General features: G+C 64.9%; 14 protein-coding genes. 6 read left to right on the top strand and 8 right to left on the bottom strand.

Annotation, left to right across the window (positions count from 1 at the left end; genetic code table 11):
• Window positions 1–69 precede the first annotated feature (69 nt).
• The 3 genes from ACPEE1_RS09360 to ACPEE1_RS09350 all read right to left on the bottom strand — a co-directional run bounded on the left by ACPEE1_RS09360 (window position 70) and on the right by ACPEE1_RS09350 (window position 2888).
• Window positions 70–978 carry an ABC transporter permease gene (locus tag ACPEE1_RS09360; protein ID WP_116924306.1) on the bottom strand — a complete coding sequence of 303 codons (909 nt, stop codon included), beginning with the start codon at window positions 976–978 and terminating at the stop codon, window positions 70–72.
• Between the two features lie 20 nt (window positions 979–998).
• Window positions 999–1859, bottom strand: coding sequence for an ABC transporter ATP-binding protein (locus tag ACPEE1_RS09355; protein WP_116924307.1), 861 nt, complete (start codon window positions 1857–1859; stop codon window positions 999–1001).
• 72 nt (window positions 1860–1931) lie between these two features.
• On the bottom strand, window positions 1932–2888 hold the full coding sequence (locus ACPEE1_RS09350; RefSeq protein ID WP_116924489.1) for an ABC transporter substrate-binding protein: 957 nt from the start codon (window positions 2886–2888) through the stop codon (window positions 1932–1934).
• Between the two features lie 255 nt (window positions 2889–3143).
• Between ACPEE1_RS09350 and ACPEE1_RS09345 the strand changes: the two genes are divergently transcribed.
• Together ACPEE1_RS09345 and ACPEE1_RS09340 are read left to right on the top strand one after the other, a co-directional pair.
• Window positions 3144–3824, top strand: coding sequence for a response regulator transcription factor (locus tag ACPEE1_RS09345; RefSeq protein ID WP_116924308.1), 681 nt, complete (start codon window positions 3144–3146; stop codon window positions 3822–3824).
• Entirely contained in the window at window positions 3825–5312 is a 1488-nt protein-coding gene (locus tag ACPEE1_RS09340; protein ID WP_423936118.1) for a sensor histidine kinase, read from the top strand.
• Here the strand turns inward: ACPEE1_RS09340 and ACPEE1_RS09335 are convergent.
• Entirely contained in the window at window positions 5309–6238 is a 930-nt protein-coding gene (locus ACPEE1_RS09335) for a LysR family transcriptional regulator (protein WP_423936116.1), read from the bottom strand. The genes ACPEE1_RS09340 and ACPEE1_RS09335 overlap by 4 nt on opposite strands.
• 142 nt (window positions 6239–6380) lie before the next feature.
• Here ACPEE1_RS09335 and ACPEE1_RS09330 point away from each other — a divergent pair, with 142 nt between their 5' ends.
• The gene (locus ACPEE1_RS09330; RefSeq protein WP_423936114.1) at window positions 6381–7364 is read left to right on the top strand and encodes a DUF1852 domain-containing protein; all 984 of its coding nucleotides are present in this window, start codon (window positions 6381–6383) and stop codon (window positions 7362–7364) included.
• Window positions 7365–7487: 123 nt separating this feature from the next.
• A complete protein-coding gene (locus tag ACPEE1_RS09325; protein ID WP_423936112.1) occupies window positions 7488–8513 on the top strand; it encodes a methionine synthase in 1026 nt (341 codons plus the stop codon).
• Between the two features lie 104 nt (window positions 8514–8617).
• Here the strand turns inward: ACPEE1_RS09325 and ACPEE1_RS09320 are convergent, their stop codons facing one another.
• From ACPEE1_RS09320 to ACPEE1_RS09305, 4 genes are all read right to left on the bottom strand, one after another.
• Window positions 8618–9709 carry an NAD(P)H-dependent flavin oxidoreductase gene (locus tag ACPEE1_RS09320; protein WP_423936110.1) on the bottom strand — a complete coding sequence of 364 codons (1092 nt, stop codon included), beginning with the start codon at window positions 9707–9709 and terminating at the stop codon, window positions 8618–8620.
• Between the two features lie 2 nt (window positions 9710–9711).
• On the bottom strand, window positions 9712–10707 hold the full coding sequence (locus ACPEE1_RS09315) for a tripartite tricarboxylate transporter substrate binding protein (RefSeq protein ID WP_423936108.1): 996 nt from the start codon (window positions 10705–10707) through the stop codon (window positions 9712–9714).
• 82 nt (window positions 10708–10789) lie between these two features.
• Window positions 10790–11944, bottom strand: a complete 1155-nt coding sequence (locus ACPEE1_RS09310) for an acyl-CoA dehydrogenase family protein (protein WP_423936106.1) — start codon at window positions 11942–11944, stop codon at window positions 10790–10792.
• Window positions 11945–12005: 61 nt separating this feature from the next.
• Window positions 12006–12845 (bottom strand): IclR family transcriptional regulator, encoded by an 840-nt coding sequence (locus tag ACPEE1_RS09305; protein ID WP_423936104.1) that lies wholly within the window; start codon window positions 12843–12845, stop codon window positions 12006–12008.
• Window positions 12846–12972: 127 nt separating this feature from the next.
• On the opposite strand from ACPEE1_RS09305, the gene ACPEE1_RS09300 reads away from it, so the two are divergent.
• A complete protein-coding gene (locus ACPEE1_RS09300; RefSeq protein ID WP_423936102.1) occupies window positions 12973–14190 on the top strand; it encodes a CaiB/BaiF CoA transferase family protein in 1218 nt (405 codons plus the stop codon).
• 150 nt (window positions 14191–14340) lie between these two features.
• A complete protein-coding gene (locus ACPEE1_RS09295; protein ID WP_423936100.1) occupies window positions 14341–15339 on the top strand; it encodes a YhdH/YhfP family quinone oxidoreductase in 999 nt (332 codons plus the stop codon).
• The last annotated feature ends 39 nt before the right edge of the window (window positions 15340–15378 follow it).

Below are 15378 nucleotides of genomic sequence, written 5' to 3'. Positions count from 1 at the left end.
TGGTCCACCGGCGAGGAGACGGGCAAGCGGGCACAGGGCTCGCTTGCGTATGGATCAAAGGTCAGAACATCAGAAGGCGGCGGGGCGCCATTTGAGCAGGCGTTTTTCCAGGCGGGTCAGCAAAAAGTCGGCGCCCAGGGCCACCACCGCCAGCACGATCATTGCAGCGAACACGCCACTGGCGTTGAACGCGCCCTGCGCGGTGGAAATCAGCAGGCCGATGCCTTCCTTGGCGCCAAGGAACTCGCCCACCACGGCGCCGACCAGCGCAAAACCAAAGCTCACATGCAGGCTGGCCAGAATCCAGGACATAGCCGATGGGATGACCACCGACAGGGTGACCTGGCGCGGCGATGCACCCAGAATCTGCGCATTGGCGATCATGTACTTGTCGGCTTCACGCACGCCCTGGAAGGCATTGGCAAACACCACAAAGAAGACCATCACGACGGCCAGCGCCACCTTGGACGCCATGCCCAGGCCCAGCGCAATCACGAACACCGAGCCCAGCACCACGCGGGGGATGGAGTTGGCGATCTGGATGTAGAGGGAGAACACATCGGACAGCAGCTTGTTGCGGCCCAGCACAATGCCGCAGATCACACCGGCAATCGAGCCGATCAGAAAGCCGATGACCGTTTCTTCCAAGGTGACCAGCACCTGCTGCCACAGCGGGCCTTGCGATGTGCCATCGCGCATCCATTCGACAATCTGGTTCCAGATCATCGAAGGCATCGAGTAGAAGAAGGGGTCGATCCACTGCATACGGGCCGAGACTTCCCAGCCGCCGAGGACCAGCACCAGCACCAAGAGGCGCAGGCCGATGATGACGGCCTTGCGGCGCTTGATGGCCGCCTGCGCGGCGACTGATTCCTGCGCGAGCGCAGCATCGCTTACGGCAGCGGGGGTGTGGTCTGCTGCGGCCGATGCGGGTACCGAACTGCGCGCGGCGTTGGGGTTCAGGGTGAGTTCAGACATGGTGTGTTCCTTGCCTTGGTTTACTGGATATGGACTTCTTCGCGCAGGTCATCCCAGATGCGCTTGGACAGGTCGATGAACTGCGGGTCGTAGCGCACCTCGCTCATCACGCGGGGGCGCGGCAGGTCGATCTCGTAGACGCGCTTCAAGGTGGCAGGGCGGGCTGTCAGCACAAACACGCGGTCGGCCAGCGCAATGGCTTCCTCCAAATCATGGGTCACAAACACCACCGAGCCGCCGGACGCCGACCACAGGCGCAGCAGCTCGTCCTGCATCAGGGTGCGGGTCTGCATGTCCAACGCCGAGAAGGGCTCGTCCATCAGCAGGATTTCTGGCTGGTTGATAAAGGTCTGCGCCAGCGCCACGCGCTTGCGCATGCCGCCCGAGAGCTGGTGCGGGTAGTGGTTGCCAAAGTTGGCCAGGCCCACGCGGTGGATCCACTCATCGGCGAGCTTGAGCGCCTGCGCACGCGGCGTGCCGCGAAAGATGGGGCCGGCGGCCACGTTGTCGCGCACCGATTTCCAGGGGAAGACGGCATCGGCCTGGAACACAAAGCCGATGCGCGGATCGATCTGCTCTACCTTCTTGCCCATCACGCGCACCTCACCCACTGTCGGCTGCAGCAGGCTGGTGATCAGGTTCAAGGTGGTGGATTTGCCGCTGCCGGTGGGGCCGACGATGGCGATGAATTCGCCCCTGGCCACCGACATCGAAAAATTGCGCAGCGCGAGGGTCGCTGTGCCATCTGGCGCAATAAAGCGCAGCGACACCTTGTCGAATTCAATGGCCGCATCGGCTGGGGGTGCAGAGGTTGCAGCATTTTTGGGCTGCAGAGAACTGGACGGCGCCTGGCTGGCAACCGCCTGGGTGGCATAGGACATGGTGGTCTTCCCTGTGGGTGTGAATTGCGGGCAGCACGGCCTGGCCGCGCTGCTGGCCGGGTTGCGCTGCTTTTACTTGGCGCTCAAGTAGGCGTTGGAATAGGTCTTGGCCAGGTCAATGTGCGCGCTCTTCACATTGGGCTTGTAGGCCGACAAAACCTTGAGCACGGTCTCGGGGCCGCCTTCGGGCATCTTGCCGTCCTTGGTGTACATCGGCAGCGAAGCCTTCAGCGCCGCCACATACAGCTCCTTGTCGTTGCCGTAGTAGTCCTTGGGCATCTTCTCGGCAATCTCTTCGGCGCTGTGGCTGCTGATGTACTGCATGGTCTTGCCAAAGGCGCGCGCCAGCTTGGCCGCCTGGTCCTTGTGGCTGGCGGCCCATTCGTTGCGCACATACAGGCTGGCGGCAGGGTAGAGGCCGCCGAGCGCCGCCTGGGTGCCCTCTTCGCTGCGCATGTCGACGAGCACCTTGGCATCCCCCGTCTTGAGCATTTGCGAGACGGTCGGCTCGGTGGTCATGCCCGCCTGGATGCGGTCCTGCTTCATGCCGGCGATAAAGGAGTTGCCTGCGCCCACGGGCAGCAGCGAGTAGTCCTTGCTGGCCACGCCCTGCTTGTCGACCAGGTAGCGGGTCAGGAACTCGGTGGACGAGCCCAGGCCGGTGACGCCCAGGGTCTTGCCCTTGGCATCGGCCATCGACTTGAAGCCGCCTGCCGCTGCCTTGGTGGACACCAGCTCGACCTCCCCCGGCACCTTGCAGAACACCGCAATGGCCTGGATCTCCTTGCCCTTGGCCTGCAGATCGATGGTGTGGTCGTAGAAACCCACCACGCCTTGCACGGCACCGGCAATCAGCTGGTTTTCTGCATCCACGCCGGCGGGCTGCGATTGCAGCTCGACCTTCAGGCCCTCTTCCTTGAAGTAGCCCAGCGACTCGGCCAGCTTGGCGGGCAGGTAGATGATCTTGTTGATACCGCCCACCATGATGGTGACGGTGTCGTCTGCCGCCTGGGCAGCCGTGCTGGCCATGCAGCAGACAGCAGCTGCGGCGATGGCAGCCAGGGCATGGCGGCGGGTAGCGTGGAACTTGGTCATGCAGTGTCTCCTTGAAGTTGTGGTCCTGGCATCTGCAGTGGTGGCTCCCCGAGCTGGGCGACCGCATAATGCACCGGATAGGAACAGAGTCTAGAAACTGCACCCTTTCAGTGCGCTTTCGCTGCACTGCAGCATTTTTAGTGGTTATCCCTGATCTATTTGCGGGCGCCCGGCGTCCCACCTCCTCCGATGAAGATCCTTCTGGTCGAAGACAACCTGGAACTGGCCCAGTCCCTGGCCGAGCTGCTGCGCCAGCATGCTTTTGTGGTGGACCATGTGGACCGTGGCGATGCGGCTGACCAGCTGCTGAGCCAATCGCACTACGACTTGCTGCTGCTGGACCTGAACCTGCCCCAACTGAGCGGCAAGGCCTTGCTGCGCCGCCTGCGTGAGCGGGGGGACAGCCTGCCGGTGATTGTGCTGACGGCCAGCGATTCGCTCGACCAGAAGGTGCTGTGCCTGGAAATTGGCGCAGATGACTACCTGGTCAAACCGGTGGAGGTGCGCGAGTTGCTCGCGCGCATGCAGGCCATTGCGCGGCGCCAGATACCCGGGCGCGAGAACCAGGTGCGCTGCGGCAACCTGCAGCTGGACTTGCGCACGCGCCTGTTCAGCGTAGCGGGCGAAGAGCTGGCCCTGCCCCCGCGCGAGCGCAGCGTGCTCGAAGCGCTGATGCTGCAAAACGGCAGCGCCCTGCCCAAGCAGCGGCTGATGGATGTGATCTACGGTATGGACGAAGAGGCCAGTGCCGATGCGGTGGACCTGTATGTGCACCGCCTGCGCAAGAAGCTGCAGGCCAGCGACACCACCATCATGACCTTGCGGGGCGTGGGCTACCTGCTCAAGCAAAAACTGGCCGGCGGGGACTGAATGCTGCACAGCCTGCGCGCACGCCTGGCCCTGTGGCTGCTGCTGCCGCTGGCGGTGCTGGTGGGCCTGTGCGGCTGGTTTGCCCATGAGCATGCCGAGGACGCGGCCGACTATGTGCAGGACCATGACCTGCTGTCCTCGGCCAAGATCCTGGCTGACCGCCTGATCTGGGAAGACGGCGATGTGCGCGCCAGCGTGCCGCCCTCGGCGCTCAGCCTGTTCATGTCGCCCGCACGCGACCATGTCTACCTGAGCGTGATGGATGCGCAAGGCCAGCTGCTGGCGGGCCAGCAGAATTTTCCGCAGCCGCCAAAGCTGCAGCTGAGCGGCAGCGACAACGCCCAGTGGTATGACGCGGTGTGGCAAGGCCAGCCGATCCGCGCCGTCATCACGCGCCGGGCGATGTATGACGTGGCGGGCGCGCGCGAGATCACCATCCTGGTCGGCAAAACCACGCACAGCCGCGACAACATGGTGCAGACCTTGTGGTGGCCGACGATGGAATACCTGCTCTGGGCGCTGGCCGTGGCCGTGCTGGTGAGCGCCACCGCGTTGACGCTGGAGTTGCGCGCGCTGCTGCGCATGGCGCGCCAGCTGGCCGAGCGCCCGGCCCGGGATCTGGATTTTCACCTCGAATCGCGCCAGATTCACCAGGAGCTGCGGCCCCTGACCGATACCGTCAACCAGTTCGCCCGCACCATCCGCGCCCAGGTCGCGCGCCAGCGCCAGTTCATCTCGGATGCAGCGCACCAGCTGCGCACGCCGCTGGCCATCCAGGCCCATACCTTGGAGCAGGCGCTGGGCCAGACGCCTGCCGAGCTGGCCGCCCTCTCGGTCGCGCAGCGCCTGGCCGTGCTGCAGCGGCTGCAGCGCAGCAACCAGCAATTGCTGAATGTCGCCAACCAGCTGCTCACCCTGGCGCAGGCCGAGGCTGGCAGCGCCGCGCATGCCGCCCAAGCGCCGCAGTGGCTGGACCTGCGCGCACTGTGCCTGCAGTGCCTGGAAGCCTTGGCGCCAGCGGCCGACCTCAAGCAGATCGACCTGGGCTGGGAGGAAAGCGAAGCGCCTGCTGTTGCAGCAGCAGATGCTGCCAAGCCCTCAGCCGATGCATATGCGTTTTCGCTGTATACCAGCAGCCGTCTGTTGCCCGAGCTGATTGCCAACCTGGTGGACAACGCGATCCGCTACACGCCGCCGCAAGGCCAGGTGACCTTGGGCCTGGAGGCCAGCGCCGACAGCCTGCTGTTGTGGGTGCAAGACAATGGCCCGGGCATACCCGCGCAAAGCCGCGATCGGGTGCTGGAGCGTTTTTACCGCCTGACCAACGACACGCCTGGCACCGGCCTGGGGCTGGCGATTGTGCAGGAGGTGGCACGCGCAACGGGCGCCCACCTGCAACTGGCCGATGCCCAGCAGCGCTGTACGCCACCCTTTGGCCCGGGCCTGCGCATCAGCGTGCGTTTTGCGCGAACGGCAGGCCAGGACTAAGCCTGGAGAGGTGTCGTGGCGAGTGTGGCGGCCGGTGTGGCAGCACCAGGCTGGCGCGCCAGCGCGATAAAGGCGCGCACATAGTCGATGGCCGTATCCGATTCGCGCGCCCCCAGAAAGATCTGCTTGGCAATGCCGCGCGGGCCCAGCCGCACGGGCACCACGTCCATCTTGGCGGCGTACTCCTCCACCAGCCAGCGCGGCAGCGCCGCCACGCCCCGGCCGCTGGCGACCATCTGCACCATGATGTCGGTGGTCTCGATGGCCTTGTGGCGCCGGGGCGTGATGCCGGCGGGCAGCAGGAACTGGTTGTAGATGTCGAGCCGCTCGATATCGACCGGGTAGCTGATCAGCACCTCTTGCGCGAGCTGCTGGGGCTTCACATAGGCGGCAGATGCCAGCGCATGGCCCCGGGACACGACCAGCACCTGCTCGTAGTCAAACACCGGCTCAAACTGCAGCCCGGGTTTGAACAGCGGGTCGGGCGTGACCAGCAGGTCGATCTCATAGCCAAACAGCGCGCCAATGCCGCCGAACTGGAATTTTTGCTTCACATCCACCTCGACATCGGGCCAGGCGGCCAGGTAGGGCGAGACGACCTTGAGCAGCCACTGGTAGCAGGGGTGGCATTCCATGCCAATGCGCAGCGCGCCGCGCTCGCCCTGGGCATACTGGCCCAGGCGCTCTTCGGCCAGGTCCAGCTGTGGCAGCACGCGGTTGGCCACCGCCAGCAGGTACTGGCCGGCCTGCGTCAGCCGCAGGCTGCGGCCTTCGCGCAGCCAGACATCCGTGCCCAGCTGGTGCTCCAGCTTTTTCATACTGTGGCTCAGCGCCGATTGGCTGAGATGGAGCACGCTGGCAGCGGCGGTGAGCGAGCCCTGCTTTTCGACCTGCCGGACGATGCTGAGGTGGATACGTTCCAACATTCAGATGAACCACATTCATGGATTTATGAGATAAAACCATTTTACTTCATGAATAACCCGCTCTAACATCCTGCCCATGGACCTGAGCGGCGCGCTGTGCCCAAGACAGCTCAGGTCCCCTGCATTCAATGATCGGACCCCCATGAGCAGCGACATCAGCTTCACCCTCCAGCGCCTGCGCTTTGACGAGCACTACCAGCCCTCCGACAGCACACGCATCACCACCAACTTTGCCAACCTGGCCCGGGGCCAGAGCCGGAAGCAGAACCTGCGCAACACCTTGCGGATGATCGACAACCGCTTCAACGAGCTGGCCCATTGGGACAACCCCAGCGCTGACCGCTATGCGGTGGAGCTGGACATCGTCACGGTAGCGATGCAACTGGGCGCGCAGCGCAACCAGGAGGCCTTTCCACTGATCGAGATGCTGCAGACGCATATCCTCGACAAGCAGACGGGCCAGCGCAGTGCCGGCATTGTGGGCAACAACTTCTCGTCCTATGTGCGCGACTATGACTTCAGCGTGCTGCTGCCAGCGCACAACCTGGACCGGGCGGGCTTCAGTACCCCAGCGCATTTTGGCGATCTGCATGGCAAGCTGTTCCAGGCCTTCACCGCCTCCAGCACCTACCGAGCCAACTTCAGCAAGCCGCCGGTGATCTGCATCAGTGCATCGACCAGCAAGGTCTACCAGCGCAGCGGCAACCAGCACCCGGTGCTGGGCATCGAGTACCAGCAAAACGAGCGCTCGTCGACCGACCAGTACTTTGCCAAGATGGGAATGCAGGTGCGCTTTTTCATGCCCGCCAACAGCGTTGCGCCGCTGGCCTTTTACTTTGATGGCGACTTGCTGGGCGACTACAGCAGCCTGGAGCTGATCGCCACCATCAGCACGATGGAGACCTTCCAGAAGATCTACCGCCCGGAGATCTACAACGCCAATGCGGCCGCCGGCGCGCGTTACCAGCCGAGCCTGAAGCACGAGGATTACTCGCTGACGCAGATCGTCTACGACCGCGAAGAGCGCAGCCAGCTGGCCATCCAACAAGGCCGGTTTGCCGAGGAGCACTTCATCAAGCCCTACCAGGGTGTGCTGCAAGCCTGGGCGGCCCAGGCCAGCGTTTGACCTCTTCCAGACTGGCATTGCTGCTTGCGCGCATGTCACCTACGCAACCCCCTTGTGCAGCGGCGTGCGCACAATGCCTTGCACGCCAACCTGCCCCCCCATATTTGAAAAAGGAAATCTCTGATGTTTGAAACCTCCATTGCCGGCAGTCTGCCCAAACCCGCCTGGCTGGCCGAAACCAACAAGCTCTGGCCCCAGTGGATGGCAGAAGGCGATGCACTGCGCCAAGCCAAGGCCGATGCCACCTTGCTGTGGATCAAGGCCCAGGAAGATGCCGGTCTGGACATCGTTGGCGACGGCGAGCAGGCGCGCCAGCACTTTGTGCATGGCTTTCTGGAGCAGGTCGAAGGCATCGACTTCGACAACAAGGTGAAGATGGGCATCCGCGACAACCGCTACGACGCCATGGTGCCGCAGGTGGTGTCCGCCCTGCGCCTCAAGGGCCGCGTGCATGCGTTTGAAGCGCAGCTGACGCGCGCCCACACGAAGAAAAAGCTCAAGTTCACCCTGCCCGGACCGATGACGATTGTGGACACCGTGGCGGACCGCTTCTATGGCGACAAGGTGAAGATGGCCATGGCCTTTGCCGAGCTGCTGAACCAGGAAGCGCTGGCCCTGCAGGCCGATGGCGTGGACATCATCCAGTTTGATGAACCGGCCTTTAACGTCTACATGAAGGACGCAGCGGACTGGGGCGTGCAGGCGCTCGAGCGCGCAGCGCAGGGCCTCACCTGCACCACTGCCGTGCACATCTGCTACGGCTACGGCATCAAGGCCAATACCGACTGGAAGAGCACCCTGGGCGACGAATGGCGCCAGTACGAGACGGTGTTCCCGGCGCTGGCGCGCAGCAGCATCGACCAGGTGAGCCTGGAGTGCATCCACTCCCATGTGCCGCCCGACCTGATGAAGCTGCTGGCCGGCAAGGATGTCATGGTGGGGGTGATCGATGTGGCGAGCGACACCATCGAGACGCCCGAGGAAGTGGCCGACACCATTGCCCGCGCGCTGGAGTTTGTGCCCGCAGACCGCCTCTTCCCCTGCACCAACTGCGGCCTGGCACCGATGTCGCGCGATGTGGCCTGGGGCAAGCTCAAGGCACTGGCAGCGGGCACCCAGCTGGCCAAGGAGCGGCTGGCTGCTGCTTGATACGCCTGCTTGATACGCCAGGCTTATGCACCAGTCTGACCCGGTCGGCGTGACCCGGTCGGCGTGACCCGGTCTGCGCGACCCGGTCTGCGTGACCCGGTCCGCTACTGCACAAACCCGCTCACCCGCCCCCAGGCCTGGTTCATCTCGGCCACCAGCAGGGTCATCTGCGCGGCAACCGTCGTGCGCGCCTTGATGCCAAACACACTCTGCCCGGCGGCCTCGTAGATCAACTGGGCATCGTTATGTTCGTGGATCGAGGCGAACACATCACCGGTAAGCGCCTGCTGCTGGGGCATGCCCAGCGGCGCGGGGGCATCGGCCTCGTCCCAGGCATCGATCCAGGCACTGCGCACCACCCGGCAAGGCTTGCCGCTGTGCGCGCGCGAGATAACGGTTTCCTCGCTGCCGCTGGCGATCAGCCGGTCCAGCAACGCGGGCGGCGTGTGGTTCTCTTGCGCGGCCATCCACAAGGTGCCCAGCCAGGCGCCCTGCGCGCCGCTGCAGATGCTGCCCAGCACCTGTGCGCCGGTGGCGATGCCGCCAGCGGCCAGCACCGGGATGTTCTGCGCCACTTCGACAATCTGCGGTAGCAGCGACATGGTGCCCACGGTGCCGGTGTGGCCGCCCGCGTCGTAGCCCTGGGCGACGAGCACATCCACCCCCATGTCCAGCGCCTTGCGCGCGTGGCGCAGCGAGCCGATCAGCGAGAACGTGAGCTTGCCTCTGCGCTTGGCCTCGGCAATCAGCTCGGCGCGCAGGCCGATGGCCGTTGCCACCGCGCAAGCCTGGGAGTTCAGCACCGCATCGATCTGCGCCTGAAACAGGGCTTCGGAGCGCGCATGGGCGGTAAAAAAGCTCGGCTGTCTGGGCGGCTGGATCGCAAAGCGCTCGCGCAGCCCGGCGACAAACGCCACATGCGCGGGTGGCAGCGCCGCCTGCAGGCTTTGCGGATCAGCCTGCTCTGGCACATGGGCGGGCAGCATCAGGTCAATGCCATAGGGCAGACCTGCCAGGCGCTGCTCCACATCGCGCACGATGGCCGGAATATCCTGCGGCGCATCACGCGCCAGCCCCAGCACGGGAAAGCCGCCGGCCTGGGCAATGGCGACCACGACATCGGGCTCATGCGAGAAGCCAAAGATGGGATGCTGGATGCCCAGGCGCTGGCAAAGAGGTGTTTGAAACTGCGGCATGTTCAGTTGGGCTCAATGCCGGCCTGCTTGATGACGTTGCCCCACTTCTCGCTCTCCTGCGCGATAAAGCTATCGAACTGCTCGGCGCTCTGTGGTGCCAGCTCCATGCCCAGCGATTTCAGCTTGGTCCTGACATCGGGCTGCGCGAGGATCTGCGCAACATCGGCCGACAGCTTGTGCCGCACAGGCGCCGGCGTCTTGGCCGGCGCCACCAAGCCAAACCAGGTGCCCACGTTGTAGTGGGGCAGTTGCGCCGCTTCGGCCACAGTCGGCAGATCGGGCGAAGCGCTGGAGCGCTTGGCGGTGGTGACGGCCAGCGCGCGCAGCTTGCCGCTTTTGACATGCGGGATCGCGAGTGCCGAGGTCAGCGGCATCATGTTGACCCTGCCGGACAGCAAATCGTTCAAGGCCTCCGACTGGCCTTTGTAGGGCACATGCGCGAGCGAGATTTGGGCCTCTTGCGCCAGCAGCTCGCCCGACAGGTGGTTGGAGGTGCCGAGGCCGGCAGTGGCATAGGTCAAAGGCGGATCGCTCTTCTTGGCCAGCGCGACGAACTCGGCCATGGTCTTGGCCGGCAGGCTGGGGTGCACCACGATGATGTTGGGCACATAGCCAAAGCCAGCAATCGCCTTGAAGTCGCGCACGGGGCTCCAGCTGATGCTCTTTTGCAGTGCGGGCGACACCGCATGGCTGGGGCTGACCGCCAGCAGGGTGTAGCCATCAGGCGCTGATTTGGCGACATAGTCGGTGCCAATCGACCCGCCCGCGCCCGTCTTGTTCTCGACGATAAAGGGCTTGCCATACTGGGTTGAGAGCTTGTCGCTGATGATGCGCGCAACCGAATCGACCACCCCGCCCGCCGAGAACGGCACGATGACCTTGACCGGCTTGCTGGGATAGCCTTCTGCCTGGGGCTGCGCCTGCGCAAGCGCAGTGACGGCCAGACTGCACGCCAGCAAGGCGCGCGCCGCAGGGGCGAGGGATGGGATGGTCTGCATGGCTTTGTCTCCTGAGAAGGGTGGATTCCGCTGTGGTCTGTCTGCGCTTGTTCTTGTCTCGGCGCGCGTTGGTGGCGGTTTGCTATGGGGTCAGCGCTGCCATCGTGCGTTTGGCGATATTGGTGATGTGGACCTGGCTCGTGCCTTCATAGAGCCGGAACAGGCGCACATCGCGGTAGAAGCGCTCGGCCACATTGCCGGCCACATAGCCGCTGCCGCCAAAGATCTGCACGGCCCGGTCGGCCACACGGCCGCAGGTCTCGGAGGCAAAGAGCTTGCACATGGAGGCTTCCATGGTCACGTCCTGGCCATCGTCGCGCTTGCGGGCGGTCTCCAGCACCAATGCGCGGGCGGCATGTACCTCGGTATTGCTTTCGGCAATCAGCTGCTGCACCAACTGGAACTCGCTGATCGGCTGGCCAAACTGCTGGCGGCGCTGCGCTTGCAGGGCCATCTCCTGCACCAGGCGGATGGCGGGGCCCACGCAGAGACCGGCCAGGTTGATGCGCTGCTTGTTGAGGGCGCGCATCGCTGTGCGAAAGCCCTTGCCCTCCAGACCACCAACGATGGCGCTTTCATGCACGCGCACCTGGTCCAGCACCACCTCACCGACGGGCGAGCCATGCTGGCCCATCTTGCGCATCGCAGGTGGTGTGGACAGCCCGGGCGTGCCGCGCTCGATCAGAAAGGCGCTGATGCCGTTGGCGCCCTTGCTGCCGGGCTCGGACCGGGCAAACACGGTGAACAGGTTGGCAATCGGCGCATTGGTGATAAAGCACTTGCGCCCGCTGATCACAAAATGCGCACCATCGCGCACAGCGGTGGTCCGCAGCGCGGTGGCGTCCGAGCCAGCTTCGGGCTCGGTCAGCGCAAAGCAGCCGGTCACTTCGCCGCTGGCCAGCAGCGGCAGGTATTGGCGTTTCTGCGCTTCGGTGCCATCGACCACCAGCGACTCCGACGCAATGCCGGTGTTGCCGCCAAAGCGCGCCCGGAAAGCGGTCGCTACCTGCGAGACCTCGATATTGACCAGCGCCAGCTCCTCGGTCGTCAGGCCCGCGCCGCCATAGGCCTCGGGGATGCTGTGGCCAAACAGGCCCAGATCGCGCATGCGCTGCACCACCGGCTCGGGGATCAGGTCCTGCGCATCGACCTGTACCTCGATGGGCTGGCATTCGGTGCGCAGAAAGCTGCGCAGTTCGGCCAGCATGGCTTCAAACGTCTGGGGGTCTCGGATCATCAGGCTTCTTTCTGGGGGAGTGGTTGGCCGGGGCTGGCTGCAAGGCTCGGGCTGTGCTGCCCTAGCGCATGCCCAGCGCCAGCTCCAGTTGAAAAACGGCATCTTTCAGCAGCGGTGCCACCTCGCGGCTAAGCAGGTTCCTGGACGCCCGGTGGGTGGACAAGGTGCAGTTCAGCGCGACGGGCAAGCCGCCCAGGTGGGTGCGCACCGGCACGGCAATCGCATGGATCTCCTTGCGCCAGTCGCCCTTGGAGTGGCAGTAGCCCTCTTCTTGGAAGCGCACTACATCGGACTGCCAGTGGGGCAGTTGGGCCTCGTACTCGGCGCGGTCCTTGACCTTGAGGTAATTGACGATGGCGCGCTGCTCGGCCGCCGGGCAGGCCAGGATCAGCGCCCGGCCGATGGCGCTGGACAGCAGCGGGCGGGTGGAGCCGATATCGGGCAGGTGCTGGTTGGTGGAATCGGCCCGCACCGAGTCGATATAGACCACCTGGTCGCGGTCGCGCACCCCCATGTTGACGGTGCAGCCGGTGCTGCGGGCCAGCGACTCCATCAGCGGTTTGGCCGCCTGGCGCACGGCCATGCTGGCCAGCAGCGGGTGGCCCAGCGACAGCACGCCCGGGCCTAGCCGGTACTTTTGCAGCTGGCCGTCGCGGCTCAGATAGCCCAGCAAGGTGAGCGTGTAGGTCAGCCTTGAAACGGTGGGCTTGGGCAGGCCGGTGCGGTCGGCAATCTCCCGGTTGCCCAGCACCGGGCTGGCCGGTGTGAACGCGCGCAGCACCTCCAGACCGCGCGCCAGGTTCATCGAGAACTGGCGGTCTTGCGTGAGGTCATGGGGGCTGACAAGCCCGGGCAGAGGGATGGTGTGCACGGCAGGTTTGGCGGTGGTTCGTGTGGTCATGATTGGGCGGCGGCCTTTCCAGGTCAATCGTTTGAGCCGAGTGTTTCGCTAAGCGAAACATGCTATTGCAGCTGCCCATCTGCTGTGGGACAAAGCGGCTATTGCGCTTACTGCACGAAGAGTTTTCATGACCCACCACAAGACCAAGACCAACCCGGGCTCGCTGGCCGGCGTACGCATTCTGGACATGGCCACGGTGCTGGCTGCGCCCAGTGGCGCGACCATGTGCGCCGACCATGGCGCCGATGTCGTCAAGCTGGAGCTGCCCGATGGCAACGATGCGCTGCGCCACATGCAGCCCATCAAGGATGGCTCGCCGCTGTGGTGGAAGGTGGCCAACCGGGGCAAGCGCGGCATCACCTTGGATGTGCGCAAGCCGCAGGGGCGCGAGCTGCTGCTGGCCATGCTGGCGCAGTTCGATGTGCTGGTGGAGAACTTTCGCACCGGCAGCCTGGACCGCTGGGGCCTGGACATTGCCACCCTGCACCGCGCCAACCCGCGCCTCATCGTGGTGCGGCTGACCGGCTTTGGCCAGACGGGCCCCTACAGCGCCCGTGCCGGCTTTGCACGGGTGTTTGAGGCGATGAGCGGCTTCACCAACCTGACCGCCCCTGCAGGCGGCGCGCCCATGCACAGCAACTACCCGATCGGCGATGCGGTGGCCGGCATCTTTTGCGCGTTCTCGATCGCCGCAGAAATGGCCCGCCTGCGTGCCGACCCCGAGGCGCTGGGCGTGGAGGTGGACCTGTCAGCCACCGAGGCGCTGTTCCGCATTCTGGACCCACTGCCCGTCGAGCATGAACAGCTGGGCCTGGCCCGGCGCGGCGAAGGCAATCTGGCCACCTACACTGCGCCGTCCAACATGTACCGCAGTGCCGATGGCGTGTTCTTCTCGATGGTGGCGTCATCGCAGGCCGTCTGGCTGCGGCTGTGCAAGGCCATGGACAAGCCCCAGCTGGCAGACGACCCGCGCTTTGGCAGCCTGCCCCAGCGCGTGGCCCATGTGCATGCGCTCGATGCCATCGTCAGCGGCTGGTTTGCCGAGCATGGCTTTGTGCAGATCAGCCAGAAGCTGGAGGCCTGCGAGATTCCGTTCAGCAAGGTCTATGACATCGCCGATATCGAGGCGGACCCGCATTTTCAGGCGCGCGAGGCCATCATCCGCCTGGCCGATGCCGACCATGGCAGCCTGCCTGCGCCCTGCATTGTTCCGCGCATCATCGGCCGCGACATGCCGGTGCCCCGAAGCGGCCCGGCACTGGGCGAGCACAACGCCGAGGTCTATGCCGCCTTCGGCATCTCGGCCGATGAACTGGCACAGCTGCGCGCGCAAGGCGTGGTCTGACCGTATACCTCATTAGAGTCGCTAACACGACCCCGCAAACCGAAGGTTTGCGATTGAGACTAGGCGTCGAGCCGCAGGCAGTACAGTAGTACGACAAGGTTCGGCAACGACGTATCAAGGGTTGTGTTAGCGACTCTTCAGGAGAACTGCATGAACCGCTACCAGGCCATGGTCACGCGCAGCGCGGACCAAGCCATCCACTCCCAGATAGAGACCCTGCAGCGCGGCGAACTCGCGCCCGGCGAAGTGCTGGTCCAGGCCCACTATGCGGGCGTCAACTACAAGGACTGTTTGTCGCTGCATGGGGCCGCCAGGATCATCACGCAGTTTCCCCGGGTGGCAGGGATCGAGGTGGTGGGTGAAGTGCTTGAATCGCGCAGCGAGCAGTTCCGGCCCGGGGACATGGTGCTCAGCCATGGTTTCGGGCGCGGCATGGATGTCGATGGTGGTTTTGCGGAGCTGGTGCAGGCCCCCGCCGAGCACCTGCAAGCGCTGCCCGCAGGCCTGAGCGCTGAGCAGGTCGCCATCCTCGGCGTGCCCGGCTTTACTGCGGCGATGGCGCTGGAGCGCTTTGAGGAGCTGGGCCTCCAGCCTGACAGCGGCCTGGTCGCCATCTCCGGCGCCGGCGGCGCCGTGGGCCGGCTGGCCATCCATATGCTGCACCGGGCCGGTTACCGCACCGCCGCGCTGACCCGCAACCTTGCCAACGAAACGGCACTGCGCGCGCTGGGCGCCAGCCAAGTGATCGACATCAGCCAGGTGGTGGATTCCAAGCGCCCCATCGAAAAGCCGCAGTTCGCTGCCGGCATCGACAACGTGGGCGGCGCGGTGCTGTCATGGATGCTGCGGTCTCTGGCCGATGGCGGCCTGCTGGCCAGCGTGGGCAATGCCTCGGGCAACAGCTTTGACGGCAGCGTACTGCCCTTTATCATGCGCCGCGCCCAGATGTTCGGCATCGTCGCCAACGCCCCTTGGCCGCAGCGACGCAGGCTGTGGGATAAGCTGGCGGGCGACTGGAAGCCGGACTTTGCCGCGCTGCAATCCGATGTGCACTTTATCGGGCTGGACGACCTGCTGGGGCATGCGGCGCGGCAGCTGGAGGGGGCGACGAGTGGGCGCACGGTGCTGCGATTTGGGGCAGCGGGCTGACGACGGCGTATTGGGCCACGCGCAAGGCATGCAAGCTGC

It is taken from the genome of Comamonas sp. 23 (genome assembly GCF_049601575.1).
Taxonomy (GTDB): Bacteria; Pseudomonadota; Gammaproteobacteria; order Burkholderiales; family Burkholderiaceae_C; genus Comamonas; species Comamonas squillarum.
Note: the sequence above shows the minus strand (reverse complement) of the source record. Positions and strands in the feature narration are given on the sequence as shown.

Coding starts and splice junctions, on each gene's coding strand:
- ACPEE1_RS09360 (WP_116924306.1), bottom strand. CDS start 978: ATGTCTGAACTCACCCTGAACCCCAACGCCGCGCGCAGTTCGGTACCC.
- ACPEE1_RS09355 (WP_116924307.1), bottom strand. CDS start 1,859: ATGTCCTATGCCACCCAGGCGGTTGCCAGCCAGGCGCCGTCCAGTTCT.
- ACPEE1_RS09350 (WP_116924489.1), bottom strand. CDS start 2,888: ATGGCCAGCACGGCTGCCCAGGCGGCAGACGACACCGTCACCATCATG.
- ACPEE1_RS09345 (WP_116924308.1), top strand. CDS start 3,144: ATGAAGATCCTTCTGGTCGAAGACAACCTGGAACTGGCCCAGTCCCTG.
- ACPEE1_RS09340 (WP_423936118.1), top strand. CDS start 3,825: ATGCTGCACAGCCTGCGCGCACGCCTGGCCCTGTGGCTGCTGCTGCCG.
- ACPEE1_RS09335 (WP_423936116.1), bottom strand. CDS start 6,238: ATGTTGGAACGTATCCACCTCAGCATCGTCCGGCAGGTCGAAAAGCAG.
- ACPEE1_RS09330 (WP_423936114.1), top strand. CDS start 6,381: ATGAGCAGCGACATCAGCTTCACCCTCCAGCGCCTGCGCTTTGACGAG.
- ACPEE1_RS09325 (WP_423936112.1), top strand. CDS start 7,488: ATGTTTGAAACCTCCATTGCCGGCAGTCTGCCCAAACCCGCCTGGCTG.
- ACPEE1_RS09320 (WP_423936110.1), bottom strand. CDS start 9,709: ATGCCGCAGTTTCAAACACCTCTTTGCCAGCGCCTGGGCATCCAGCAT.
- ACPEE1_RS09315 (WP_423936108.1), bottom strand. CDS start 10,707: ATGCAGACCATCCCATCCCTCGCCCCTGCGGCGCGCGCCTTGCTGGCG.
- ACPEE1_RS09310 (WP_423936106.1), bottom strand. CDS start 11,944: ATGATCCGAGACCCCCAGACGTTTGAAGCCATGCTGGCCGAACTGCGC.
- ACPEE1_RS09305 (WP_423936104.1), bottom strand. CDS start 12,845: ATGACCACACGAACCACCGCCAAACCTGCCGTGCACACCATCCCTCTG.
- ACPEE1_RS09300 (WP_423936102.1), top strand. CDS start 12,973: ATGACCCACCACAAGACCAAGACCAACCCGGGCTCGCTGGCCGGCGTA.
- ACPEE1_RS09295 (WP_423936100.1), top strand. CDS start 14,341: ATGAACCGCTACCAGGCCATGGTCACGCGCAGCGCGGACCAAGCCATC.